Raw genomic sequence first — 24906 nt, forward strand, 5'->3', positions numbered from 1 at the left:
CACTATCACACTATCACACTATCACACTATCACACTATCACACTATCACACTATCACACTATCACACTATCACACTATCACACTATCACACTATCACACTATCACACTATCACACTATCACACTATCACACTATCACACTATCACACTATCACACTATCACACTATCACACTATCACACTATCACACTATCACACTATCACACTATCACACTATCACACTAACTCGTAGCCCCAAATTCTAAATCCCCTCAATCTTTTCCCGAAGCGTTTTCAGGGCCAAGTGCATTCTTTTTTCAATGGCCTTGACGCTTACGCCCTCCATTTCCGCGATTTCCGCATATTTTTTTCCATCAATGCGATTTAACAGGAAAGTGGATCGCTGATTATCGGGAAGGTCGTTAAGGGCCCGCTCCAATTTCGTCTTGAATTCATTCTCCTCCATTAGAAACTCTGGGGACTCATGGGTGGTCTTAAGAGATTTATCGGCATATTTAAGACGCACCTTTTCCGCCTTGAGAACATTTAAGTAAAGATTGTTGGCTACCGTATATAAAAACGACTTTGCTTTCTCTGGGGCGACCTTGGCACAGTTCTCCCATAATTTTACAAAAGCTTCCTGCACGGCATCGTGTGCCTTCTCCTCATTTCCAAACTTATAATATATATAGTTGAATATCGTTTTGGAGCTAGCATTGAACAAAGTACTGTACGTACTTTCATTACACACATTTTGAGGGTCTTCTGCTTTCAAGGTCCTTTTTTTTCAAAGATATTTTAAAAAAAATTAAAAAAGCGGGTAGGGTTTTTTTTCAATGCGTTGTTTCAGTGGTAAATAATAAACAATACCAAATCGTTATGAAAAAGTTTTTAAGTTTTGCTTACCTGAGCATTTTAGCGGTGGCACTGAGTTTTACCTCATGCCAGGATGAGTTTGAAGAAATCAATACGGGCGAGGAAGCGGAAGCCATTACGGCAAGTTCTGCCGCCGGTATATTGATACAGAATACTACCGCTAGGGACGGTTCTTTTGATAACATTGTAGACGGCACTAGCTGTTACGATGTAAAGTTTCCCTATACGGTTGAGGTAAATGGCCTGGAATTGACCATCAATTCTAGGGAAGATCTAAAATTGATAGAGGAGATTTTTGATGAAGTGGATGACGATGAGGACTTTTTGGAGATTCTTTTCCCTATCACCGTTACTTCGGGTGATTATACCGAGCTAACCATAAATGGTTTTGAGGATTTACGGGAGTTGGCCCAGCAGTGTAAGGAGGGCGGTGAAGATGACGATATCGAATGTATAGATTTTGTATATCCCATGACCCTGTACACCTTTGATATCAACCTAGAGCAGACTGGGGAGGTGACCGTGGAGAGTGACAGGCAATTGAGGCTTTTCTTCAAAGGGCTGGAGGATAACGAGCTCGTAAGTTTCGATTTCCCCGTTACTTTGGAGTTGTACGATAGTTCAAAGATCGAGGTGAACAGCAATGAGGAATTGGTCATGCAGATTAGAAACGCCAAGGATGCATGTGACGAGGACGATGATAATGACTACAACGACGATGATTTTGATGACGAAGATTTGGAGGAGTTTTTGGTTTCCTGTCCTTGGTACGTACTTGAAGTGATAAGGGACGACGTTAGTGAGATCGCACAATATGTAAATTACTATTTCGACTTCAAGGCAGATGGAACCGTAAACGTTAGTAACCGATTAGGTTTTGAAGCCAACGGTACTTGGTCTTCCATCATGGGAGATAATGGTCCCAAAGTGACCTTGAATATAGAAACCTTATCGGGCTTCAATATGGAGTGGACCATCTATAAAACTGAGGAAGGTGTCATCAAGTTCTATAATGGGGAAAGAAACCGAATCTGGATGCGTAGGGATTGTGAAGGAGACGGTATTGGATTTGATCCAGAGAATTTAAGGAACATTCTAAGGGAATGCGAGTGGGTCATAAAAAAAGTGGAGAATCAGGGTGAGGAGATCGACCGTCTATTAGGGTACGAGTTCAAGTTTATGGCTGAAGGCGTTGTCACCTTGAGCAATGGGGTAAATACCTCAGAAGGTACTTGGGAGATCGGATTCAACCTACAACAAAAATTGATCATTGCCATTACAATGGGGGATGAGCCCGGTGTAAGTTTTGAATGGCCCGTGCGTGAATTGACCCAAAGTAGGTTGAAGTTTGAAGTGGAGGAAATTGACTACGAATTGATACTCCAAAGAGTTTGTAATGATAATTCCGATGATGCCGATGTCTTGGAAATTAGAAACTTCATGATGGGTGGCGACTGGATAGTGGCTTCCTATATAGATGGTGAAATTGATGAGACCATTGATTTTGGAGGGTATAGTACAGCCTTTATGCCAAATCTACAAATGGAACTGAAAGAAGGAGGGGAGGTATATGCCACAGGACTTTGGAGAGTTTTGAGAAACAGGGATGGTAAACTTAAGGTCTACCTAAATTATGGAGACAATATGCCTATGAGCGAATTAACGGATGACTGGGACTTTGTTTCCGTTGCCCAAGGTAGATTGGAGTTGAAGGATATTAATGATGATGGTACCATTACCACACTTGTTTTGGAAAAATAAATAAGTAGGGTCTACGGAGCCTTGCGCTTCGTAGGCCTTTTTAATCAATAATCAATTGTAAAAATGAACAAACTAAAAAAAATAAGCTTGCTTTTGATGGCCGTTACGGGCTTCCTTTTCCTATCCTGTGAATCTTCGGATGATTCAGACGGTGTAAATGGTATGGTAAACGTGGAGCAGGTTAAGTCTACTGTAACTTCAGGTACTTGGCGAGTAACACTTTACGAAGAGGAAGGGGTCGATGAGACTAATTATTTTTCGGATCATACATTTGTCTTTGAGTCGGACGGTCGTTTAATTGCCGATAACGGTGAAACCTCCGTTTCCGGGGCATGGTCCATAACTTCGGATTCCAGTAGCAGTGACGACGACAGTAGTTCTGATGACGATGTAGATTTTAACATATTTTTTGCCTCACCGGCCAATTTCGCGGAGATTTCAGAAGATTGGGACATCGTTTCCTTTTCCAGTGCGCGAATCGAACTGAAGGACGATAGTGGTGATGGAAGTATCGACCGCTTGGTTTTTGAAAAAATATAGTCCATAAAAATAAAACATCCAAAAATACACCACCAGCAGTAAAGAGTTGGGCCTCGTTGGTGGTGTTGATGGAGGTTTTCTGGGAAAACGATTAAATGGGAACTTAACTCAAGTTGATATACTTCCCGCTATGTTACTATTGAAAATGTAATACCTTTTTTGCCCCACATCCCAGCGTTAAGAGCATCCCAAAACGGATGCTCTTTTTGTTTACAGATTTTGGTAGCGTTTATGCCCGTTTAGCAATGATATTCTTAAATTTGCATTCCCCTTAAAACGGAAAAGGATGTTTGATAATTTAAGCGAAAAGTTGGATAAAGCCCTGCATGTTCTTAAAGGACATGGGCAAATAACGGAAATCAACGTTGCGGAGACGACCAAAGAGGTACGTAGGGCCCTTTTGGATGCGGATGTCAATTTTAAGATCGCGAAGGAATTTACCAATCGGGTGAAGGAAAAGGCGCTGGGCCAAAACGTTTTGTCTTCGTTGCAGCCAGGGCAGTTGATGGTGAAGATTGTAAAGGACGAGCTTACGGCATTAATGGGCGGCGATTCTGAAGGTATCAACCTATCCGGTAATCCATCGGTTATATTAATGTCCGGTTTACAAGGTTCCGGTAAGACGACCTTTTCGGGGAAATTGGCGAATTTTCTAAAGAAGAAAAAATCCAAAAACCCTTTGTTGGTGGCATGTGACGTGTATAGACCCGCGGCCATTGACCAATTGCACGTAGTTGGGGAACAGATCGGTGTGCCTGTGTATTCGGATAGGGACAATAACGACCCCGTGGCGATTGCCAAGGCCGGTATTGCCAAGGCAAAGGCGGAAGGTCATAATGTGGTCATCATAGATACCGCCGGTCGTTTGGCGGTGGACGAGAAGATGATGAACGAGATATCGGATATCCATAAGGCCATCAATCCGCAAGAAACCTTGTTCGTAGTGGATTCCATGACCGGACAGGATGCCGTCAACACGGCCAAGGCCTTTAACGATGTATTGAATTTTGACGGTGTTATCCTTACCAAGTTGGACGGTGATACCCGTGGCGGTGCTGCCATTTCCATAAAATCGGTCGTAAACAAGCCCATCAAGTTTATCGGTACAGGTGAAAAAATGGAGGCTATCGACATTTTCTATCCTTCCCGTATGGCCGATCGTATTTTGGGCATGGGTGATGTGGTTTCCTTGGTGGAAAGGGCCCAGGAGCAGTTTGATGAGGAGGAGGCCCGGAAGATTCAGAAGAAAATCGCCAAGAACAAATTCGGTTTTGACGATTTCCTAGGCCAGATCCAACAAATCAAAAAAATGGGGAACATGAAGGACCTTATGGGGATGATTCCCGGCGCCGGTAAGGCCCTTAAAGGTTTGGATATTGACGATGACGCCTTTAAGCATATCGAGGCCATCATATACTCCATGACCCCGGATGAACGTTCAAATCCTTCCAAACTGGATGCCAGCAGAAAAAGGAGAATCGCCAAGGGTAGCGGCAGGGAGGTGCAGGAAGTAAACCAATTGCTGAAACAATTTGACCAAATGAGCAAGATGATGAAGATGATGCAAGGGGGTGGCGGTAAAAAGATGATGCAGATGATGAGCGGTCTTGGACGTTAACATCGGATAACCAATAATAAAAACAGCGCATTGGCCGTAAACCGACGCAATTTAAAACGAAGAACCCGGGTAAATTTGTAGTGTAATGTACTGCCTACTTAAATTGCCTATTGAATACGTACTACATGGAAATTCTTGACGGTAAAAAAATTTCAAATCAGATAAAGGATGAAATAGCCGCTGAAGTGGCAAAGATGCGTGAAAGAGGGGAAAAGGTCCCGCACTTGGCCGCGGTCATTGTAGGGAGCGATGGTGCCAGTCTAACGTATGTGGGTAGCAAGGTAAGGGCTTGCGAACGTGTAGGTTTTGAATCTACCATGGTACGAATGCCCAGCACCACATCTGAACAGGAATTATTGAAGAAGATCCATGAACTGAACGAGGATAAAAATATAGACGGATTCATTGTCCAGTTACCTTTGCCGGAACAAATCGACACACAAAAGGTCATTATGGCCGTGCATCCAGATAAGGATGTGGATGGTTTCCACCCCATGAACTTTGGTAAAATGGCCTTGGATATGAGTACGTTCATTCCGGCAACCCCATTCGGGATTTTGGAACTGTTGGAACGCTATCAGGTAGATACAAAAGGCAAGCATACGGTCGTAATAGGCCGAAGCCACATCGTAGGAAGGCCCATGAGCATTTTAATGGGGCGAAAAGGGTGGCCGGGAAACTCCACCGTAACCTTGACCCATAGCCACACAAAAAATATTACCCAGATAATTTCCCAGGCAGACATTGTCATTTCGGCCCTTGGTGTGCCAAATTTCCTAAAGGCAGAGATGGTCAAGGACGATGCGGTGGTCATCGATGTGGGAATCACCAGGGTTCCGGACGATACCAAGGAAAAGGGCTATTACATTACCGGTGACGTAGACTTTGAAAATGTGAGCAAAAAGGCCTCGTTCATAACCCCCGTTCCGGGAGGTGTTGGCCCCATGACTATTGCCATGTTGCTTAAAAACACCCTATTGGCTCGAGAAAGGCATAGGAGCAGGGAATAGAAAAAACCACTTTAAATACAAGAACCCTACAATTAAAATTGTGGGGTTTTTCGTTTTGTAAACCTTCGCTAAACGCTAAACGCTAAACGCTAAACGCTAAACGCTATTGACCTGCCCAGTTTGTGTGGTGTCATTCGGTCTTAAGATATCCAAGTCGTTGCTGTCGTCATATTCGCAACTACTAACGGTAAGGATTCCCAAAAAAATAATAACAATGGCAGATAGTTTTTTCATTCGTCTAAATTTAGGTTAACAGCTTGTTTTTTAAACATTTACTTTTATAGGGATATTTAACCCCGGATTATGTTTTAAAAAAGCTGTTACAGCAAAAAATCGCTTCAAAATAAAACGCTAGGCTGTATTTTCAATTTCACCATAGCGGTGCTATGCCAAAATTTCCAAACCACTTTATTTTATTGCGCTTTTTACCTTCACGACGCTCTCCTAATGCATATTCCGGGTTAACTTATCTTAATAAATCCCTCGATTAGGGTTTCATAACGTTCAGGATTTGGGTGTGCTTTTTAATAGGATTCCATTGCTAAAATCCTATGCTAGTATAAAACGAATGGTTTTGATAAATGGTATGTTCGTATATACTTGGAAACAGCTTTTTTGACATCATTTTTGGTGGTCCTTTACAAAAGCAATGCAGACTTTTGCAATCTTGTGGAAATGAAGTACCTTTTTATCAAAAACCGACCTAAAATGATTAGAAGTTTTTGTCTCGCCTGTATTGCCCTTTTACTATTGGGTTCTTGCCAAAAAGTCAAGGAAACTACCTATAGCGTCAACGTACGTTTTTCCGAAGCCGCCAGCCCAGAAGCAAAGGATGGTAGGCTTTTGCTGATGTTTTCTTCCGATGACAGTAAGGAACCCCGTTTTCAAATCAACGATGGCCTTAACACGCAATTGATCTTTGGAATGAACGTGGATAGCATGGATCCAGGTAAGCCCATTACCTTTGACGAAACTGTTTTTGGATATCCGTATCCAAGCATGGCAGATATTCCGCCAGGCGAATACAATGTGCAGGCCTTGCTACATGTTTATGAAACGTTTAACCTAGCTACCGGCCATACCGTAAAATTGCCCATGGACAATGGCGAAGGGCAGCAATGGAACAGTTCTCCCGGTAATTTGTATAGTAAGCCCTTTAAGATTCGGGTGGGCAGCAATGGTATCGCAAATGTGAGCGTGGAGATGGATCAGGTAATACCACCGATTGAAGAACCTGAGGATACGGAATGGATAAAGCACATTAAGATGAAGTCCGAAAAACTATCGGAATTCTATGGTCGGGATATCTATCTAGGCGCTCATGTTTTGTTACCGAAGGGTTTTGACGAACATCCCGAAGCAAAGTATCCCCTGATGGTCTTTCACGGACATTTTCCTTCGGATTTTAGTGGCTTTAGGACCACACCTCCGGACCCGAATCTCGAACCCGATTATTCCGCTAGGTTCGATATGAAGGGTTACAACATCATCCAGCAGCAGGAGGCGTACGACTTTTATAAGAGATGGAACGAGCCCGATTTCCCTAGGTTTTTGATTATCGAAATTCAGCATCCAACCCCTTATTACGATGATTCCTATGCCGTGAACTCGGCCAGTCAGGGACCCTATGGCGATGCCATTACCTATGAACTGATACCCTACATAGAAAAGGAATTCAGGGGTATGGGCGAGGGATGGTCCCGCTTTTTGTATGGAGGTTCCACGGGTGGATGGGAGGCCTTGGCCGTTCAGGTGAAATATCCGGAGGAATACAACGGATGTTTTGCGGCTTGCCCGGATCCCATCGATTTTAGGGCCTATTGCCTTACCAATATCTATGAGGATGAGAACGCCTATTACTATGACGCCGCCCATAAAAAACTGGAAGTACCTTCCCATCGGGATTATTTGGGGAATATCCAATCCACGTTAAGGCAGGGCAATCATCTGGAATTGGTGTTGGGTGATAAGTCCAGGTCAGGCCAACAATGGGATATTTGGGAAGCCACCTACTCTCCCCAAGGCGATGATGGCTATCCCGTGAGAATTTGGGATAAAATGACGGGGGAGATTGACCACGAGGTGGCCGAGTATTGGAAGGAAAATTACGATCTCCGATATATTATGGAGCGCGACTGGGATAAATTGGGGGAGAACCTCAAGGGGAAAATACACATTTATTGTGGGGATATGGACAATTATTATCTAAACAATGCCGTGTATTTGATGGAGGATTTTTTGGAGAGCACCACAGATCCCTATTATGAAGGGGAAGTATTGTATGGGGACAGAGCCGAGCACTGCTGGAACGGTGATCCAGAGCTACCCAATGCCATAAGTAGGTTGCGATACAACTCCATGTACGTGCCAAAGATCATGAAACGAATTGCTGAAAGTGCTCCAAATGGGGCCGATTTGACAAGCTGGCGCTATGAATAGGACGAATAAGGTAGCATGGTTCGTATTCGGGTTTTTGGCCATAGGTGTGGGGCTATATCCATTGATGTACGTATTTGCCCAAGAGGAAATAGGATTGTTGCTTTCCAAAAGTCGGGAATTGTTGGCCAACGTAATTTGGAATATTGGATTCTTCGGTCATATTCTTTTTGGGGGTGTGGCCCTCATGGTAGGTTGGGTACAGTTTAGCAAACGCTTCAGGAATGCCAATCTTGCCAGGCATAGGCTAATTGGGAAAATATATGTGATTTCCGTACTGATCAGCGGTGTTTGTGGTGGCTTTATAGCTTTTTATGCAACGGGCGGTCCTGTAGCAATGACAGGCTTCTTTCTGCTTGCAGTTTTTTGGCTGTATTTTACGATTACGGCCTACAGGGCGGCTCGGGAACGGGATTTTGAAAAGCATAAGGTCTTTATGATTTACAGTTATGCGGCCTGTTTTGGGGCGGTCACGCTGCGCATTTGGCTTCCTTTATTAACAATGCTTATAGGTTCCTTTGAGCCCGCTTATCGCATTGTGGCATGGTTGGCATGGGTGCCTAACCTTGTTTTTGCCTATTACTGGGTGCGTCGCAAAGGGCTTTCAATAGGCTAAAAATTCTTGAATTTTATGAACGGTGTTCCGGGCTTGATTGGTAATTGAATATCTTACCGCAAAATCTAAATGAAACCCTCATCGAGGGATTTGTTATGGTACGTTAAATATCGCTACCAAAGGAAATGTTTAAGAATCAAGCTATTGACCTAATTTTAAAAGTATGAAGCTATGGCCAAAATAAAATTCCTGATGATGATCTGTAAATTGTTCCCTCGGTTTGTTTCAGTTCTCTTGTTGTTAGGGGGAACCTTGGTCAACGGTCAAAACGAAAAATCAGGTCAAATGTCCGGCAACCCCATTTTTGAGGGATGGTACGCCGACCCAGAAGGTGCCGTTTTTGGGGATGAATATTGGATCTATCCTACTTTTTCGGACGATTATGACAAACAATTGCATTTTGATGCCTTTTCCTCCCAAGATCTTATCGAATGGAAAAAGCATGAAAATATATTGGATACTACAAAGATTAAATGGTTGCGGCAGGCCCTATGGGCCCCTTCCATTATTGAAAAGGATAAAAAATATTACCTGTTCTTTGGTGCCAATGATATACAAAGACCTGGCAGGTCATCTTATGACCCCAATAATGATATCAACCATTATGGTGGCATCGGCGTAGCTGTGGCCGATACGCCAGGAGGTCCCTTCGAAGATTATTTAGGGGAACCCTTGATATCCGATTTTTACAATGATGCCCAACCTATTGATCAGTTTGTTTTTAAGGATCTGGACGGTACCCATTATTTTTTCTATGGAGGCTGGAGCCATTGCAACCTTGGTAGATTAAATGATGATTTTACAGGTTTTGTGCCTTGGGAAGATGGTAGTATCTTTAAGGAGATTACGCCGGAAGGTTATGTGGAAGGTCCTTTTATGTTTTTACGTAAGGGCATCTACTATTTTATGTGGTCCGAAGGTAACTGGACGGATGGTAGCTATCGCGTGGTGTATGCGATGGCTGATAAGGCTACGGGGCCCTATAAACGAATCGGAACGGTATTAGAATCCGATGAATCCGTTGCTACAGGAGCCGGCCATCATTCCGTAATCAATGTGCCCGGAACGGATGAATGGATTATGGTGTACCATCGAAGACCCATTCCCAATGAGGATAGGGACCATCGGGTGACCTGCTTGGATAAAATGGAGTTCAACGAAGATGGAGCCATTAAGCCTGTCAAAATTACTTTTGAAGGCATTGAAAAAAGAACAATCGGAAGTAAATAAAAATTAGTAAGAATGGAGTACAGAAGGTTTGGAAGGACGGATTGGCAAGTAAGTGAAATAGGATACGGTATGTGGGGAATGGCAGGTTGGAAAGCTTCGGATGATGAACAATCCGCCAAGTCCCTTGATTTGGCCGTCGAAAACGGCGTTAATTTTTTTGATACGGCATGGGGTTATGGTGAAGGACACAGCGAGGAACTTTTAGGTGACCTGGTAAAAAGGCATCCCTCAAAGAAACTATACACGGCAAGTAAGATACCCCCAAAGAATTTCCAATGGCCCGCAAAACCGGAATATGCTTTTGAGGACTCCTATCCTACGGATCACATCAAGGAATACACCCATAAAACGCTTAAAAACCTCGGACTCGAACAAATAGATTTGATGCAGTTTCACACGTGGGACGATACCTGGAGCGAGCGGGAAGAGTGGCAGCGGACTGTTGAGGATTTGAAAAAGTCCGGTAAGGTTGCGGCTATAGGAATCAGTATGAACCGTTGGGAACCTGAAAATGGCATTTTGGCACTCGAAACGGGATTGTTGGATGCCGTACAGGTTATCTACAATATTTTTGATCAGGCACCGGAGGACAAACTTTTCCCGCTTTGCGAGAAACTGGATATTGGGGTCATAGCGAGGGTTCCTTTTGACGAAGGGACGCTGACGGGTAATTTGACCAAGGAAACCACGTTCCCGGAGGGAGATTGGCGGGGTACCTACTTTGTCCCGGAAAATCTAAATTCTTCCGTTGAACATGCAGATGCCCTAAGGCCCCTTATACCACAAGGTATGACCATGGCGGAGATGGCCCTTCGTTTTATTTTGGAGAACAAACATGTGGGCACCACCATACCGGGTATGCGAAAACAGCGCAATGTTTTGGCCAATACGGCCACCAGTGATGGTAAATCCCTACCAAAGGAATTAATCAAGGAACTTAAAAAACACCGTTGGGACAGGGTCCCTACTTCTTGGTCACAATAGACTATTTGGCGAATAATTGCCCCATGTCCTTGAACGCCTTAAACTCCAAGGCGTTACCGGCAGGGTCCAAAAAGAACATGGTAGCTTGTTCACCAACCAGCCCTTTGAACCGAATATAAGGCTCAATGACAAACTTTACGCCTTTCTGTTTTAGTTCTTCGGAAAAGCTTTCAAAGGTGCCCCAGGGCAATACTACCCCATAATGTGGAACGGGGACATCATGACCGTCCACAGGGTTGTGGTGAAGCGCTTCCATTTCGGATTTAGGTTTGTAGTGGATGACTAATTGGTGCCCAAAGAGGTTAAAGTCGACCCAATGGTCGCTACTTCTTCCTTCTTCGCAATTCAAGACTTCTCCATAGAATTTTCTGCATTCCGCCAGGTTATGCACCGGAATGGCAATGTGAAAGGGTGAAACGTTGTTCATTGTTCAGTTATTTCTTAAGGCCGAAATTAACTCTTTTTTGTTCATTTTGGAACGTCCTTCAATTCCAATTTCGGTGGCTTTTTTATAGAGTTCCTTTTTGGTCCTTTCTTCATACTTGGGGGCTTTTCCGCCTTTCTGTCCAGAATCTGGCGTGTTCGCAATTCTTGCGGCCTTCTCTTTGCTGTACCCTTTTTCTACCAGCGCCTCGTACTGCTCCTCGTTCTTAAGCCTTGATGTATTCTTTTCTTCAGCCATTTTTATTTTAAAATTAACCAAAGAAGTGGAGGTAGAAGAGGCTATTGGGCAATTGGGTTAATTAACCTTGTAAAAAAGCAATGATTTTCTTGTTGACCTCCTCTTGGTGCATGGAGTGGCCCAAACCTTCGGTGGAAATAAAAGTACTTTCTTTCCAAACGGCGTGCACCTTTTCTGAAGCGTGGTACGGGGTGATCTTATCCCATCGGTCGTGAAACAGCAATCCTTTTTTGGTGTTCGTCAATACGAATTTGGAAGACGAAAATTCCCGTATGGTAAATCCGAACCGATTTTTGACATACTCTTCAAGAGCCTTTAGCATTCTATCCGAAAGTCCCAAAAGTTCCTTAAAATGGCCAATGATTTCATGGAATTCCGAAGGGGAAGCGATGGTCACTATTTTTTCGATTATGTCGTTGGGATTTTCGTATTCGTTGAAAAGTATGGTCATACCCCCAACCGAGTGCCCAATTAGATGGACCGGTTTATAGGTTTGTATCATATGTTCCAATACTTCGGCATATAGAGGAACATATAGATATTCACCCGATGAATACCCATGTCCGGGGGCATCAAAAGCGATGACATTATAATCGGCCTTCGTCAATTTCTCCAGTAATTTGTGCCATCTCCATGTGTTGCTCTCCCAACCGTGTATCAAAAGAACAGTTTCCTTTTTGCCGGGCCAATTATACGTCTGTATCGTATGGCCCAATAGGTGTATTCGTTCATGTTTTACAGGGTCCAGATATTCTTTCTGATGGGGCGAAACCCTGCCTTTTCTGACCTTTGTAAAGATGGTGAAGGCTTTTTGGGCGGCGTTTTTCGGACTTACATACACGTATACATTCAACAAAGCACCGTATAATTTGGGAATGAGCTTTTTATACAAGGCTTTCATGGAATATTTCTTTAAAGTTAGAGGCCGGAGGTTTTTGGCAACCGATACTTAATCCCAACCTACCATAAGGTATTTGATTTTTGCCGCATCGGGGATTTGAACGGCCTCAATGTTCGTATTCGCTTGATAGCGCAGGTTATCCGGCAATTGCGCTTTGTCGATCGTGAAATAGATGTCACTATCCTTAAGCAGGATGATCACATTGTTGATGGAAGTAATTATCTTTTTTATTTCATATTTCTCCTGAATATCCTTGAAGGTGCTTTCAATGCTGATACCTTTATCGGTCTTGAACCGTTTATCGTTGATTAAAACATTTTGGATCGTAGGAATACTATCCGTATTGGGTGTAAGCGTGAGCAGTAAGGCACCTCCTTTTTCATAAATTTTAATTTTACTGGAGCCGTTACCAAAGTTGGACTGTATGGTATCCCTAACCACGGAGTCGTTTTCGTAAATAAGATCTAGATCCCTGGCCAAGCTTGTTTTATCCAATTTGCCCACGGCATCTGTAGAAATCTTAAATGTTTTGTCATCTTCTTTAGTGCACTGCGCGATGATGATTATAGAAAAAAGGATCAGGATGGTTTTGATTGATTTCATGTATTTGTAGATACAGTTTATAGGTCATACTTCAACGTTGCTCATTATTAGGCTTATTATTTTGGGTGTCCCAGGTTAGTGTCATGGTCCTTTCGTATAATTAGCGCATGACTTTTTTTAATACACCCAAGACTCCCCTTATAAATGTTGCACTGGTGAGTACCTTGATTACCGGGTTCTGTCTGGTACTTCTTCTGGTAGGGGTACTTCTTCGTGGGGTCTGGGCTTTTTCTTTTTCCTTTTGGGCAAGTTCCTCCGCTTTTTCAATTTTCTCGTTTAATATTTCGTAGGCACTCTCGCGATCGATTACTTCGCTATATTTTTTTACCAACTTGGATTTGTCAATGAGCTCCTTTAATTCCATATCCGATAATATATCCATCCGGCTCATAGGTGCTCTTAATAAGGTGGCCGCCAATGGCGTGGGCCTTCCTTTTTCATCCAATGCAGAAATTAAGGCTTCCCCAATCCCTAAGGAGGTAAGTACTTCCTTAGTGTCGTAATAATCTGAAATAGGATAGTTTTCGGCCGTAAGTTTGATTGCTTTTCGGTCCCTGGCCGTAAAAGCCCTTAGGGCATGTTGTACCTTTAAACCCAATTGTGCCAACACTTCGTTGGGTACGTCCGTTGGGTTTTGGGTCACAAAATACAGCCCGATTCCCTTGGAGCGTATCAGTTTTACGATACTTTCTATCTGATCCAACAGGGCCTTGGACGCTTCATTAAAAATTAGGTGGGCCTCGTCAATGAACAAAATCAATTCTGGTCTTTCGCTATCTCCAAGCTCTGGAAAGGTGTCATAAATTTCGGCCAACAAACTGAGCATAAAGGTTGAAAAGAGTTTGGGCCTATCCTGAATATCCGTAAGCCGGATAATGTTGATGTATCCCCGTCCGTTATCATCAATTCTGGTAAGGTCATTCACTTCGAAGGATTTCTCACCAAAAAACAGGTCGGCTCCCTGTTGTTCCAACTCGATTATTTTTCTTAGGATCGTTCCAGTGGAGCTGGTTGAAATTCGCCCATATTCCTCCGTAAATTCCGATTTGCCCTCGCCCGTAGCATATTGCAATACTTTTTTAAAGTCCTTGAGATCTAATAGCGGTAATTTATTGTCGTCACAGTACTTAAAGATTACCGCAACAATCCCTTCCTGGGTTTCGGAAAGATCCAGAATTCTTGAAAGCAGTATCGGTCCAAATTCCGAAACCGTGGCCCTTAGCTTTACCCCGTCCTGTTCTGAAAGGGATAGAATCTCCACGGGAAATTTTTTGGATTCGAACGGAATTCCAATTTTGGCATGGCGCTCGTCAATTTTTGGATGACCGGGACTTGGTTGGGCCAATCCGCTCAAATCGCCCTTCAAGTCCATCAGGAGAACAGGAATACCCTTGTCCGATAAATTCTCGGCCAATACCTGTAAGGTTTTGGTCTTGCCGGTTCCCGTAGCCCCCGCGATTAGACCGTGTCGGTTCAAGGTTTTCAAGGGAACCTTTACCAAAGCATTGGTCATTGCCTCCCCGTTCAACGTTGCGGCACCCATCGTTATATAGTCGCCTTTGGTAGCATATCCGTTTTCAATATGTTCAAAAAATTCCTCTTTGGACGCCATACTCAAAATTTTTGCTAAAAATAGCGGATTTTTGAGCAAAAGAAAAAGGGAATGTATGCCTTGAGGCAAAAAGGTGCCACGGTCTCCATTTCTGTCCCTTGTTTTTGGGACGCAATGTGTATCTTAGGGCTTGGGAAGTATGGCTTTCCTTACCACAGGATTTGTTCAATAGTACTATTTCGGGGAGGTTCAAGGGGGATTTTCCACGGATTACCGATACATCATTTAAATAGGGATAATGTCATTTTTTATACCAAAAGGCCATGTTTTAATGCTTTTGGGCCTTAGTTTCGCATTTTTTTCGTGTAAAAGCAATGGTGAAAAGGATATTGCCAATACAGGAGACCAAGGGAGCATCTACCGTCAGGATGAACTATCCGTACAGGAAGGCATGCAATTGTTCAATACACATTGTGCCAGTTGTCATGATTTTAATGCAAATAACATAGGACCAAGTTTGGCCGGTGTAACCGGAGAGGTAGATAAGGCCTGGCTTATCGATTTTATCAAAAATCCCAAACATAAAATAGAGGCCGGTGACGTAAGGGGTGTACGACTCTATGAAACCTATGGTACGTATATGCCAGGTTTTGAGTATTTTTCCCAGGATGATTTTGAAGCCCTATTAGGTTTTGTACATAAGTATTCCGAGGCGGAAAAAAAGAGTAAAAGAAAAAGGTCCGGTGCCATTACGGATCCCATTCCTGAAAAAATAACCCAGTCCAATCTCTTGCTGGTTTTGGAAGAGGTGCTTCAAGTACCCGCCAGTGCAGATCATCATCCTAAGGCCCGTATCAATAAATTTTTTGCCTTGCCCACACCTGAAGGGGAACGACAGTTTATTGCCGATTTGAACGGTACATTATTCGAGGCCAAGGAATCTACGGTCAGCAGCTATCTGGATATGGCCGGGGAACTGCCAAATTTCATCAATGTTCCCGGTTTTGGTACGGGTCTTGGCAGTTTTGATTTTCACCCCAATTTTGATGAAAACGGACTGCTGTTTACAACCCATACCGAGCCGGCCCATACGCGAAAGGCAGATTTCCCACTGCCTGATAGCCTAAAGGTTGCATTACAATGGGTACTTACCGAATGGAAGGCAGAAGACCCCTTATCCTCAAAGTTCAAGGGAACAAAAAGGGAACTGCTACGGGTTGATATGATAGGTAGCGCGCACGGATTTCAAGAGGTTTCCTTCAATCCCATGGCAAAAAAGGAGGATGCAGATTATGGACACCTATACCTAGGTGTTGGTGATGGTGGTGCTATTTATGCCGATCAACCTCAATTAGTAGGCCAAAAGGATCAGATATGGGGATCGGTAATCCGAATTGACCCTTTGGGAAGTAACAGCGATAATGGTCAATACGGAATTCCTTCGGATAATCCCTTTGTTGGGAATGGGGAAGGTATTCCGGAAATATGGGCCTATGGTTTCAGAAACCCCCATCGGATTTCGTGGGATGGCAAGGATCCGCGTCGCATGTATGTTTCCAATATAGGCAGGCATAGTATAGAAGAAGTGAACCTTGTGGAAAAAGGACGTCATTATGGTTGGCCTAACAGGGAAGGGACCTTTTTGTTTGATTCCAGTGCCAATACGGAGGTCGTATATCCGCTGCCCAAAGATGACGCGGCCTATGACTGTCCCATCATACAATATGACCACGATGAGGGCAATGCGGTTTCAGGAGGCTTTGTTTATCACGGTACGTTGGAAAAGCTCGAGGGCAAGTACCTTTTTGGCGATATTCCACGGGGCACCCTTTTTATTGCAGATGTAGATAATGTCACCAACGGCCATCAGGCAACCATCCAAAAAATGGAATTCCTATTTAACGGGGAGACCACCACCTTTGATGCCTTGTTGGGTGGTGCCCGTGTAGATCTTAGATGGGGTATGGACAGTACGGGCGAACTCTATCTTTTTACCAAATATGACGGCAAGGTTTATAAGGTAGTAAATTGTATCGCCAAAGAGGGGCCTTCAAGCTAAAATTGCTCCCCTTGGCTGAAAACTATGCCCACGTCTTTTCCTATCTTTGCCAGATGCAACCCTCGCTGAGGGATTTTTTATGGCAATCTAAATAGTTCCAATAGTAGAATTCATTGATTGTCATAATAGTAATAAAAAATTAAACACGTGAGAACAAAGGAAACCATGGCATTGGTGGACCAGGGGCTGCTACTACCCTTAATGGAGGAGTTCTATACCATTCAGGGAGAGGGATTTCACAAGGGTACGGCTGCCTATTTCATTAGGGTCGGTGGATGTGATGTTGGATGCCATTGGTGTGATGTGAAGGAGAGTTGGAACGCTGAGACACATCCGCCTACAGATATAGATCACATAGTCGAAAATGCGGCAAAATACTCGGATACCATTGTGGTCACGGGGGGTGAGCCCTTGACGTGGGATATGGGACCTTTGACGGAAAAGTTGAAAGCCCGAAACCTGAAAACCCATATCGAAACTTCGGGGGCATATACACTGACGGGAACTTGGGATTGGATCTGCTTATCGCCCAAAAAGAACAAATTACCTGAGGGGCGGATTTACGATGAAGCCCATGAACTCAAAGTGATCGTTTACAACAAGCACGATCTGATTTTTGCCGAAGAACAGGCCGCCCAAACGAACAAGGAATGTATCCTTTATCTTCAGCCAGAGTGGAGTGTACGGGAGAAGGTGACCCCACTGATCGTTGAGTACGTTATGAAAAACCCCAAATGGAAGGTTTCCTTACAGACCCATAAGTATTTGAATATTCCTTAGACAAAGAAACTATCTGGCCCCATTGCCTTGGATATCTTCAATACAAGCGGCATCCAAACCCGGAATTTCAACAGATCTGCCCGTTTTTGAGGGCTGCAAAAGGCGCATCACGGTAGTACCCGATAATACACATGCCGGATTGAGATTCGCAGCATAGGTACTTTTTTTAGGCTCTAAAATAGATTTTCCCGAAAGCGTAAATTGCAGTTCCGCGCGCATTAGGCATCCATCCACATTGCAGTGGTTTTCCGCAGCGGTATCTTCATGGTCGGACAAAGCCGGGGTGCCCAAATCGACCAGACCAAAAAGATGTCCGAATTCATGGTTCAGGGTAGCCGCCTCTACATCGGCATTGCTAACCAAGATACTTTGGGCGGCCAATCGCCGGATGGTGGCTTCATGAATGATCATCGAAGTATTTCTGTACACAGCGCCCAAAGTAACCAAACCCTCCTCCGGCTCGTCATCCTCCGCAGGAGCATCGGAAAAATAAATATAGACAGCCAAAGTAGAGCCATTACTGTAAGCGGTCCTGTTCTCACTTTCTAAATCTGCGATTTCCTGAAGGGTAAGATTTTCCTCATTAGGAGATTCCAATTCTTGGTATATAAATTCAATGTCCTCTTTGAAGGTGTGTAGCCTTAAAAATTTCGTAAAGTCCGAAATAGCCGTAGTCGTCGGCCTAAGCCCGGAAACATAGGCAATCTCTATTTGAAGTTTATCGTATGTGTCATTGGAGAGTATATCATTGGCGGAATCCCCCGTACCCTTTAAATTTAAGGTTTTGTCGATACGTACATCCGGTTCGGTAGTGTCCTTTGAACAGGAACCCAATAGGATAATAAGCACCAAAAGGGACACTATTTTAAACTTTTTCATAATCAACTTTTTCAATAGCACAACGTTAAAGATACTACAGAAGTATCACAAAAAGGTCAAACGGGCCAAATAGTCGTCGCTCTCGCCTTGTTTTACCATTTCGCAATTCAGACCGTTAAACGTAGCCGCTCTTTTTAAGGTATTAAAATCTACGTACAACCAATCAAAAGGTTCACTTTCCTCGTTTTTATAGCGCATCGTAAAAGTCACCTCCCCGTAATAGTCCAGGTGCTGCGGAATCCAGTAGCCTCCATCTTCTTCGTCTGATTCGTACATATATAAAATATCGCTGGAATCCAATAAAACCTGTCCATTGGGCTGGAGCAACCGCTTCATCTGGTTCAAATACTGATCTAGGTTTTTTAGTTTTCCGGTAATCCCGATGCCGTTCATCAATAGCAGAAGCGTATCGTATTTTTGTCCGTCCAAACGTAGAAAATCGGTATGTATGGTTTTCAATAACCCTCGCTGTTTACAAACGGATATCGCCCCGACGGATGCGTCCAGACCGGTTACTTCAAATCCTTTGTCCTGCAAATAGAGGCTATGGTTACCGGCCCCACAGCCCACATCCAGTACGGTACCTTTGCAATGCTCCAAGGCAACTTGTTCCAAAAGGGGCATTTGTTTAAAATTTCTGAACATGAAAGGAAGTGGTAATTGGTCCTCCTCGTCCAAGGAAGAATAAGTGATGATATCTTCCGTATATTCCAGATTATGGTAATCCAAAAGGGCCTTGCCCAAAATATCCTTTGACAATTTTCTAAATTTTGTCCAACAAAAGTCCCCTTTTAAAAAGTACTTACCTAGTTTTGGAGCGAAAATTTGGATGATGGACAAGTTACTGAAACAACTTCCGCAATGGGCTTCCGATAAAAAGGCCGAGAACAAGAAATTCTTTGCCAAATTAAGGAAGAAACCGCCCAAGAATTTGGATTATGTGATGCAGGAATTGCACGAAACCGAATTTGAACGAACGGATTGTCTTACCTGCGCCAATTGCTGCAAGACCACGGGTCCTTTGTTCACCAATTCCGATATTGAACTAATTTCCAAGTATTTTAGAATGAAGCCCCAGCAATTTATCGATGCTTATCTTCGCCTTGATGAGGAGAACGATTATGTACTGCAAGAAGTTCCCTGTACTTTTTTGGATGCCGATAATTATTGCGCCATCTACGATGTTCGACCCAAGGCCTGTAGGGAGTTTCCCCACACCGACCGGAAAAAGTTCCAACAAATAAGCCACCTCACTTTAAAGAATGTAGCCATTTGTCCTGCAGCCTTCAATATTGTAGAGGAAATGAAGAAGCGGATTTCCCTATAATCTAGTTTAAAGAAACTGCTTGATTTCTTATATTTAATGCTATGGAACAATTAATTCAATACTTTGAAACGATTCCTTCGGCGCATCGTTCCCTGATTCTGGTAGGAGGTATTACCTTTTTTTGGGTTTTGGAAGGTATTGTTCCATTATTCACAGTACGCTATAAAAAATGGAAACATGCCGTTCCCAATTTCTTCTTTACCCTAACGACCATCGTCATTAATTTTTTCTTGGCTTTTTTATTGTTGAAAGCATCCGATTGGGCCGTGGGCAATGATTTTGGCATTCTTAATTGGCTTCCGGCCATGCCCTTGTGGTTATACGTACTGCTTGGGGTGATGCTGTTGGATTTGATCGGGGCGTATTTGGCCCATTGGGTGGAGCATAAGGTAAAACCTTTGTGGATGGTCCATTTGGTGCACCATTCCGATCATCACGTGGATACGACCACAGCGAACAGGCACCATCCCTTGGAATCGTTTGTACGTTATCTATTTACGCTGCTTGGAGTGCTTTTGGTAGGGGCGCCAATTGGCATCATCATGTTATATCAAAGCTTGTCGGTCGTACTCTCGCAATTCAACCACGCCAATATCAAACTACCTACAAAATTGGATAAATATCTGAGCTACATCATTGTTTCTCCGGATATGCACAAGGTGCACCATCACTATGTATTACCTTATACGGATAGTAATTACGGAAACATTTTTGCCATTTGGGACCGATTGTTCGGTACCTATATGTATTTGGATAGGGAATCGATCGTGTACGGTGTGGATACCTTCCCAGATGAAAGAGAGAATTCCAGTATTTCCGGATTGCTAAAACAGCCTTTTCATAAATACCGTAGGCCCACAACGGTTGGGGAATCCAAGTCTGCGGTATAACAAACCCTTGTATTTTATTCTGAGTTGAGCCCTTGTTGTTTTTGTCATCCTGAGAGGAGCGAAGCGCAACGAAGAGAATCTATTGCATGTTCGGTACTATCAACTAAGACCGCGATATCTTCGAGGATTCGTTACTACAATAGATACTTCACTACGTTCAGTATGACAAAGAAACCAATACTACTCATACATCAAATACTTGGCCCGTATTTTCTTGAATTTCTCCAATTCCGGCTGCCAAGAAGCCTTTATTTCCGCTTCCGTTAGCCCCGACTCAATTTGTTTTTGAAGTTCAGGGGTGCCGGCGTGCTTTGTAAATCCATCGGTCAAAAAGAACTTACTTTTAACTAGGGTGTTTTTATAGGCATCCAAAATCCATTGCAAGGAGACTTCGTTTATTCTTGGGGTATTGGAGAGGTCCTTTCCATAACACTTTTTTCCTTCTTCCTTGGGATATTTACTACCAAAATTGGGTTCCGGAACATAGGAAAAGCTGTAGGCGGTGGAATCCATAAAGGACGCCCCGTATCGCTGAAACTGAAATTCCGTCCCGCGACCTGCATTGACATTGGTACCTTCAAAAAGACCGAGACTAGGATATAGATTTATGGAAACATCGTTGGGTAAATTGGGCGAGGGGCGAATCGGAATTTGGTAAATTCGTTCGTGTGTCCAGTTTTCTAAAGGAATAACGGTTAGGTCACATTTCCTGCCTCCTTCCAACCAACCTTCTTCATTGATCATGTTGGCGTATTCGCCAATGCTCATGCCATACACCAAGGGAATTTCGTTCATGCCCAAGAATCCGGAGTGTTCCTTTTTCATGGTGGGGCCGTCCACATAGTGGGCGTTGGGATTGGGTCGGTCCAAAACCAAAACAGGGATATTATTTTCGGCACAGGCTTCCATAATCAATTGCAACGTCGCGATATAGGTGTAGAACCGGGTGCCCACATCCTGTATGTCGAACACAACCACATCCAACCCTGCCAGTTGTTCCGCCGAAGGTTTTCTGTTTTTTCCATAGAGGGAAACAATGGGAAGCCCCGTCTCCTCATCCGTACCGCTTTCCACTTTTTCACCTGCATCGGCCTTGCCACGAAAACCGTGTTCCGGGGAAAACACCTTTTTTATATCGATATTTAATTGCAACAAGGAATCCACCAAGTGGGTGTATCCGTTTTCATTAAATATCACCGAGGTCTGGTTTGCCACAATGCCCACCGATTTCCCTGCCAACAGCGGAAGGTATTCTTCGGTTCTATTGGCCGCTACTATAATAGGTTCGGTTTCCTTAAGCAGCGTCTCCGCGGCCGAAACCTGAGAAGTATCCGCATTTATTTTGCCCGAGTTTCCACAGGAGATGCAAATCAAAAAAGATAAAAAAAGGGTATTTTTGAATCGGTATAAAAACAACATTATTTGAACTTAGAATATTTTATTGCCAAACGGCTTATTACGGGCAAGGAACATAAAATTAGTATTTCCGCGCCAATAATAAAAATAGCGATAGCCGCCATAGCGATTGGTGTTGTCATGATGTTGATTGCCATCGCTACGGGAGAAGGGTTAAAATATAAGATTCGGGAAAAGGTTACCGCTTTTAACGGCCATATCCAGATTTCCAACTATGACAATAATCGGTCCGAAGTATCGGTTTCACCTGTTTCCAAACAACAGGATTTCTACCCCAGGTTTACGAATGTGGAAGGAATTGCCCATGTACAGGCCGTGGCCACCAAGGGAGGGATTATCCGTACGGCGGACACTTTTGAGGGCATCATTGCTAAGGGTGTGGGGGCGGATTACTATTGGTCGCCCATCCACGATTTTTTGGTGGCCGGAACTTTGCCGGATTATACGGGCGAACTCAACTCAGATGTCCTTATTTCCAAGATTACGGCCAGCCGATTGAAGTTGGGGGTGGGGGATTCCTTTTTTACCTTTTTTCTGCGGGACGACGATACCAATAAAATGCCCAACCAACGTAAGTTCAACATTGTGGGCATCTATGACAGTGGCTTTGAGGAGATTGATGATAAGTATATTTTTATCGACATTAGGCACATCCAACAGATGAACAAATGGGCCGATGATGAGGTGGGCAATTTTGAGGTGTTGCTGGACAATTTTGACGATATCGATGCCAAGAGCAATGAAATTTTTGGAAAGACCGTCTCCACCTTGGATACAAAATCAATCCGGGATAAATATTATAAAATATTTGAGTGGATCGGCCTGTTCGATTTTAATACCGCCTTGATCATTGGCATCATGATCATTGTTGGGGGCATCAATATGATTACGGCGCTTTTGGTGCTCATTTTGGAACGGACGCCCATGATCGGAATCCTAAAGGCCTTGGGTACGACCAATTGGAGTATACGAAAAGTGTTTTTGTACAATGCGGCCTATCTGATAAGCATCGGACTGTTTTGGGGAAATTTAATCGGCTTGGGCTTTATTTGGCTCCAGGGACAATACCGTTTGTTCAAGTTTCCCAATCCGGAGGAATATTACATTGAGTACATTCCCGTGCACATCAATTGGGTTACGGTGTTGCTGCTGAATATCGGGGTGCTCTTCCTATGCCTGTTGATGCTGTTGATTCCCTCGTACATCATCACCAAGATTACGCCGGTGAAGGCCATTCGCTTTGAGTAATTTTTGCTAGACCTGTCAGGTTTTGGATACCTGACAGGTCTGAATTCGTCATTCCATTTATGTTCGCCGCCAAAGGGTTTAATACCCTTGGGATACCCCTCCTGAACACTTGTCAGGCAGGCTTCGAAAATAAAAACTTGATCGCAACGAATGCCCTCGAAGACTTGCCTAGAGAGCGCTTAGTTTTAATATCTGATTTAGGTATATTTGACTCAAACCAAACGTTATGATTCGAAAAATCCTAATTGTGCTTCTCTTGTTCCCGATTTTCCAAAATGTAGCGGGACAAAAATTATCCCGCACCGAGAAAAAAATCATCAAAAGTATCGAAGCCAATAATCCCGATGCCATCGGCTTTTTGGAAAAGGTGGTGAACATCAACAGCGGCACCTTGAATCTGGAAGGGGTGAAGAAGGTGGGTGCCGAATTCAATTCGGCTTTTGGCGACATCGGTTTTGAAACGAATTGGATTCCCATGCCTGCGGAAATGAATCGAGCGGGTCATTTGTTTGCCGAGACCAATGGTTCCAAGGGTAAAAAGTTGCTGTTGATCGGACATCTGGATACCGTTTTTGAGGAGGACAGCCCTTTTCAGACTTTTACCATGGTAAACGACAGTACGGCCCACGCCCCGGGCGGAAATGATATGAAGGGTGGCAATGTCATCATTCTGTATGCCTTAAAAGCCTTGCAAGAGAATAATTTGTTGGGCGATGCCCAGATTATTGTAGCCTTAACGGGCGATGAGGAGAGTGCCGGGGATCCTTTGGAGATAAGTAGGAAGGACTTGATTGATGCCGCCAAAAGAAGCGATATTGCCTTGGGTTTTGAAACATCGACCGGGTTCAACTACGCTACCGTAGCGCGCCGTGGCTCATCCGGCTGGAAAGTGGAAGTGGAAGGGAAACGGGCCCATTCCTCCGGTATCTTTAGTGAAAATACGGGAGCTGGGGCCATTTTTGAAATGTCCCGAATCCTTCATGGTTTTTATACCGATGTAAAAGGGGAGGAACTTTTGACCTTCAATCCCGGGACGTTGTTGGGAGGTACTTTTGTGACCTTCGATGACATGACAAGCAAAGGCACCGTTTTTGGAAAAACTAACGTAGTCGCCCAACGGGCCGAGGTACGGGGTGGACTGAGGTTTATTTCCGAGGAACAAAAAGAACGAACCCGCGAGAAAATGAGGGCCATCGTTGCGAAAAACCTTCCAAAGACGTCGGCGACTATTTCCTTTTCCGATATGTATCCGGCCATGGCACCGACCGAAGGTAACCATGCCCTCTTGCAAAAATTGAATCAAGTCAGCCTCGATTTAAATCAGGGCGAAGTAGTCGCCTATGATCCCGGTAGAAGAGGTGCTGCGGATACCTCCTTTGTGGCGGAATATGTGGATTGCCTGGACGGATTGGGCACCATGGGCACGGGTGCCCATACACCCCAGGAAACCGTGAACCTGAACACCATTGAAGCGTTGACAAAAAGAACCGCTATTTTGATTTACCGATTGATAAACGAATAA

The 24906-nt window shown here is 43.8% G+C and carries 24 protein-coding genes; 14 read left to right on the forward strand and 10 right to left on the reverse strand.

All coding sequences use genetic code 11. The features are described 5' to 3' along the window. Window positions 1-238 precede the first annotated feature (238 nt). Window positions 239-751, reverse strand: a complete 513-nt coding sequence (locus FEK29_RS05190; protein ID WP_138257367.1) for an RNA polymerase sigma factor — start codon at window positions 749-751, stop codon at window positions 239-241. 104 nt (window positions 752-855) lie between these two features. Here FEK29_RS05190 and FEK29_RS05195 point away from each other — a divergent pair, with 104 nt between their 5' ends. From FEK29_RS05195 to FEK29_RS05210, 4 genes are all read left to right on the forward strand, one after another. Beyond that, window positions 856-2613 carry a hypothetical protein gene (locus FEK29_RS05195; protein ID WP_138257368.1) on the forward strand — a complete coding sequence of 586 codons (1758 nt, stop codon included), beginning with the start codon at window positions 856-858 and terminating at the stop codon, window positions 2611-2613. Between the two features lie 63 nt (window positions 2614-2676). After that, the gene (locus FEK29_RS05200) at window positions 2677-3153 is read left to right on the forward strand and encodes a hypothetical protein (protein ID WP_240042670.1); all 477 of its coding nucleotides are present in this window, start codon (window positions 2677-2679) and stop codon (window positions 3151-3153) included. A 286-nt stretch (window positions 3154-3439) separates the two neighbouring features. Continuing rightward, a complete protein-coding gene (gene ffh / locus FEK29_RS05205) occupies window positions 3440-4771 on the forward strand; it encodes a signal recognition particle protein (RefSeq protein ID WP_138257369.1) in 1332 nt (443 codons plus the stop codon). A gap of 125 nt (window positions 4772-4896) precedes the next feature. After that, entirely contained in the window at window positions 4897-5781 is an 885-nt protein-coding gene (locus FEK29_RS05210; RefSeq protein ID WP_138257370.1) for a bifunctional 5,10-methylenetetrahydrofolate dehydrogenase/5,10-methenyltetrahydrofolate cyclohydrolase, read from the forward strand. A 96-nt stretch (window positions 5782-5877) separates the two neighbouring features. On the opposite strand, the gene FEK29_RS17905 is transcribed toward FEK29_RS05210, so the two are convergent. Then, on the reverse strand, window positions 5878-6015 hold the full coding sequence (locus FEK29_RS17905; RefSeq protein ID WP_161595318.1) for a hypothetical protein: 138 nt from the start codon (window positions 6013-6015) through the stop codon (window positions 5878-5880). A 474-nt stretch (window positions 6016-6489) separates the two neighbouring features. Here FEK29_RS17905 and FEK29_RS05215 point away from each other — a divergent pair, with 474 nt between their 5' ends. From FEK29_RS05215 to FEK29_RS05230, 4 genes are all read left to right on the forward strand, one after another. Continuing rightward, complete coding sequence (locus tag FEK29_RS05215) at window positions 6490-8220, forward strand: alpha/beta hydrolase-fold protein (protein ID WP_138257371.1); 1731 nt, start codon at window positions 6490-6492, stop codon at window positions 8218-8220. Further along, on the forward strand, window positions 8213-8833 hold the full coding sequence (locus FEK29_RS05220; protein WP_138257372.1) for a DUF2306 domain-containing protein: 621 nt from the start codon (window positions 8213-8215) through the stop codon (window positions 8831-8833). The genes FEK29_RS05215 and FEK29_RS05220 overlap by 8 nt, the downstream gene beginning before the upstream one ends. A gap of 171 nt (window positions 8834-9004) precedes the next feature. Continuing rightward, on the forward strand, window positions 9005-10063 hold the full coding sequence (locus tag FEK29_RS05225) for a glycoside hydrolase family 43 protein (RefSeq protein WP_240042671.1): 1059 nt from the start codon (window positions 9005-9007) through the stop codon (window positions 10061-10063). A 12-nt stretch (window positions 10064-10075) separates the two neighbouring features. Then, a complete protein-coding gene (locus FEK29_RS05230; RefSeq protein ID WP_138257373.1) occupies window positions 10076-11047 on the forward strand; it encodes an aldo/keto reductase in 972 nt (323 codons plus the stop codon). Between the two features lies 1 nt (window position 11048). Here the strand turns inward: FEK29_RS05230 and FEK29_RS05235 are convergent, their stop codons facing one another. From FEK29_RS05235 to FEK29_RS05255, 5 genes are all read right to left on the reverse strand, one after another. Then, a complete protein-coding gene (locus tag FEK29_RS05235; RefSeq protein ID WP_138257374.1) occupies window positions 11049-11474 on the reverse strand; it encodes a VOC family protein in 426 nt (141 codons plus the stop codon). A 3-nt stretch (window positions 11475-11477) separates the two neighbouring features. Continuing rightward, the gene (locus FEK29_RS05240) at window positions 11478-11729 is read right to left on the reverse strand and encodes a DUF7218 family protein (RefSeq protein ID WP_138257375.1); all 252 of its coding nucleotides are present in this window, start codon (window positions 11727-11729) and stop codon (window positions 11478-11480) included. A gap of 61 nt (window positions 11730-11790) precedes the next feature. Further along, window positions 11791-12630 carry an alpha/beta fold hydrolase gene (locus FEK29_RS05245; protein WP_138257376.1) on the reverse strand — a complete coding sequence of 280 codons (840 nt, stop codon included), beginning with the start codon at window positions 12628-12630 and terminating at the stop codon, window positions 11791-11793. A 48-nt stretch (window positions 12631-12678) separates the two neighbouring features. Continuing rightward, window positions 12679-13233 (reverse strand): hypothetical protein, encoded by a 555-nt coding sequence (locus tag FEK29_RS05250; protein ID WP_138257377.1) that lies wholly within the window; start codon window positions 13231-13233, stop codon window positions 12679-12681. Between the two features lie 100 nt (window positions 13234-13333). After that, window positions 13334-14845, reverse strand: a complete 1512-nt coding sequence (locus tag FEK29_RS05255) for a helicase HerA-like domain-containing protein (protein ID WP_138257378.1) — start codon at window positions 14843-14845, stop codon at window positions 13334-13336. 238 nt (window positions 14846-15083) lie between these two features. Here FEK29_RS05255 and FEK29_RS05260 point away from each other — a divergent pair, with 238 nt between their 5' ends. Together FEK29_RS05260 and FEK29_RS05265 are read left to right on the forward strand one after the other, a co-directional pair. Next, a complete protein-coding gene (locus FEK29_RS05260; RefSeq protein WP_138257379.1) occupies window positions 15084-16844 on the forward strand; it encodes a PQQ-dependent sugar dehydrogenase in 1761 nt (586 codons plus the stop codon). 165 nt (window positions 16845-17009) lie between these two features. After that, window positions 17010-17624 carry a 7-carboxy-7-deazaguanine synthase QueE gene (locus FEK29_RS05265; RefSeq protein WP_138257709.1) on the forward strand — a complete coding sequence of 205 codons (615 nt, stop codon included), beginning with the start codon at window positions 17010-17012 and terminating at the stop codon, window positions 17622-17624. A 9-nt stretch (window positions 17625-17633) separates the two neighbouring features. On the opposite strand, the gene FEK29_RS05270 is transcribed toward FEK29_RS05265, so the two are convergent. Both FEK29_RS05270 and FEK29_RS05275 read right to left on the reverse strand, forming a co-directional pair. Continuing rightward, entirely contained in the window at window positions 17634-18503 is an 870-nt protein-coding gene (locus FEK29_RS05270) for a hypothetical protein (RefSeq protein ID WP_138257380.1), read from the reverse strand. Between the two features lie 45 nt (window positions 18504-18548). Beyond that, on the reverse strand, window positions 18549-19262 hold the full coding sequence (locus FEK29_RS05275; RefSeq protein WP_138257381.1) for a class I SAM-dependent methyltransferase: 714 nt from the start codon (window positions 19260-19262) through the stop codon (window positions 18549-18551). 73 nt (window positions 19263-19335) lie between these two features. On the opposite strand from FEK29_RS05275, the gene FEK29_RS05280 reads away from it, so the two are divergent. Together FEK29_RS05280 and FEK29_RS05285 are read left to right on the forward strand one after the other, a co-directional pair. Next, a complete protein-coding gene (locus FEK29_RS05280; protein ID WP_138257382.1) occupies window positions 19336-19830 on the forward strand; it encodes a YkgJ family cysteine cluster protein in 495 nt (164 codons plus the stop codon). 41 nt (window positions 19831-19871) lie between these two features. Then, entirely contained in the window at window positions 19872-20720 is an 849-nt protein-coding gene (locus FEK29_RS05285; RefSeq protein ID WP_138257383.1) for a sterol desaturase family protein, read from the forward strand. 180 nt (window positions 20721-20900) lie between these two features. Here FEK29_RS05285 and FEK29_RS05290 read toward each other — a convergent pair whose 3' ends face one another. Further along, window positions 20901-22139, reverse strand: coding sequence for an exo-beta-N-acetylmuramidase NamZ family protein (locus FEK29_RS05290; protein WP_138257384.1), 1239 nt, complete (start codon window positions 22137-22139; stop codon window positions 20901-20903). A 3-nt stretch (window positions 22140-22142) separates the two neighbouring features. Between FEK29_RS05290 and FEK29_RS05295 the strand changes: the two genes are divergently transcribed. Next, window positions 22143-23384 carry an ABC transporter permease gene (locus FEK29_RS05295; protein ID WP_138257385.1) on the forward strand — a complete coding sequence of 414 codons (1242 nt, stop codon included), beginning with the start codon at window positions 22143-22145 and terminating at the stop codon, window positions 23382-23384. A 226-nt stretch (window positions 23385-23610) separates the two neighbouring features. Continuing rightward, entirely contained in the window at window positions 23611-24906 is a 1296-nt protein-coding gene (locus FEK29_RS05300; protein ID WP_138257386.1) for a M20/M25/M40 family metallo-hydrolase, read from the forward strand.

This window comes from Maribacter aurantiacus (assembly GCF_005780245.1).
Classification (GTDB): Bacteria; Bacteroidota; Bacteroidia; order Flavobacteriales; family Flavobacteriaceae; genus Maribacter; species Maribacter flavus.

Excerpts from the sequence above, each read along its gene's own strand:
- FEK29_RS05300 (WP_138257386.1), top strand. The coding sequence starts at position 23,611 with ATGATTCGAAAAATCCTAATTGTGCTTCTCTTGTTCCCGATTTTCCAA.
- FEK29_RS05215 (WP_138257371.1), top strand. The coding sequence starts at position 6,490 with ATGATTAGAAGTTTTTGTCTCGCCTGTATTGCCCTTTTACTATTGGGT.
- FEK29_RS05235 (WP_138257374.1), bottom strand. The coding sequence starts at position 11,474 with ATGAACAACGTTTCACCCTTTCACATTGCCATTCCGGTGCATAACCTG.
- FEK29_RS05285 (WP_138257383.1), top strand. The coding sequence starts at position 19,872 with ATGGAACAATTAATTCAATACTTTGAAACGATTCCTTCGGCGCATCGT.
- FEK29_RS05240 (WP_138257375.1), bottom strand. The coding sequence starts at position 11,729 with ATGGCTGAAGAAAAGAATACATCAAGGCTTAAGAACGAGGAGCAGTAC.
- FEK29_RS05220 (WP_138257372.1), top strand. The coding sequence starts at position 8,213 with ATGAATAGGACGAATAAGGTAGCATGGTTCGTATTCGGGTTTTTGGCC.
- FEK29_RS05270 (WP_138257380.1), bottom strand. The coding sequence starts at position 18,503 with ATGAAAAAGTTTAAAATAGTGTCCCTTTTGGTGCTTATTATCCTATTG.
- FEK29_RS05210 (WP_138257370.1), top strand. The coding sequence starts at position 4,897 with ATGGAAATTCTTGACGGTAAAAAAATTTCAAATCAGATAAAGGATGAA.
- FEK29_RS05290 (WP_138257384.1), bottom strand. The coding sequence starts at position 22,139 with ATGTTGTTTTTATACCGATTCAAAAATACCCTTTTTTTATCTTTTTTG.
- FEK29_RS05230 (WP_138257373.1), top strand. The coding sequence starts at position 10,076 with ATGGAGTACAGAAGGTTTGGAAGGACGGATTGGCAAGTAAGTGAAATA.
- FEK29_RS05195 (WP_138257368.1), top strand. The coding sequence starts at position 856 with ATGAAAAAGTTTTTAAGTTTTGCTTACCTGAGCATTTTAGCGGTGGCA.
- FEK29_RS05225 (WP_240042671.1), top strand. The coding sequence starts at position 9,005 with ATGGCCAAAATAAAATTCCTGATGATGATCTGTAAATTGTTCCCTCGG.
- FEK29_RS05245 (WP_138257376.1), bottom strand. The coding sequence starts at position 12,630 with ATGAAAGCCTTGTATAAAAAGCTCATTCCCAAATTATACGGTGCTTTG.
- FEK29_RS05265 (WP_138257709.1), top strand. The coding sequence starts at position 17,010 with ATGGCATTGGTGGACCAGGGGCTGCTACTACCCTTAATGGAGGAGTTC.
- ffh (WP_138257369.1), top strand. The coding sequence starts at position 3,440 with ATGTTTGATAATTTAAGCGAAAAGTTGGATAAAGCCCTGCATGTTCTT.
- FEK29_RS05260 (WP_138257379.1), top strand. The coding sequence starts at position 15,084 with ATGTCATTTTTTATACCAAAAGGCCATGTTTTAATGCTTTTGGGCCTT.
- FEK29_RS05200 (WP_240042670.1), top strand. The coding sequence starts at position 2,677 with ATGAACAAACTAAAAAAAATAAGCTTGCTTTTGATGGCCGTTACGGGC.
- FEK29_RS17905 (WP_161595318.1), bottom strand. The coding sequence starts at position 6,015 with ATGAAAAAACTATCTGCCATTGTTATTATTTTTTTGGGAATCCTTACC.
- FEK29_RS05280 (WP_138257382.1), top strand. The coding sequence starts at position 19,336 with ATGGACAAGTTACTGAAACAACTTCCGCAATGGGCTTCCGATAAAAAG.
- FEK29_RS05255 (WP_138257378.1), bottom strand. The coding sequence starts at position 14,845 with ATGGCGTCCAAAGAGGAATTTTTTGAACATATTGAAAACGGATATGCT.
- FEK29_RS05250 (WP_138257377.1), bottom strand. The coding sequence starts at position 13,233 with ATGAAATCAATCAAAACCATCCTGATCCTTTTTTCTATAATCATCATC.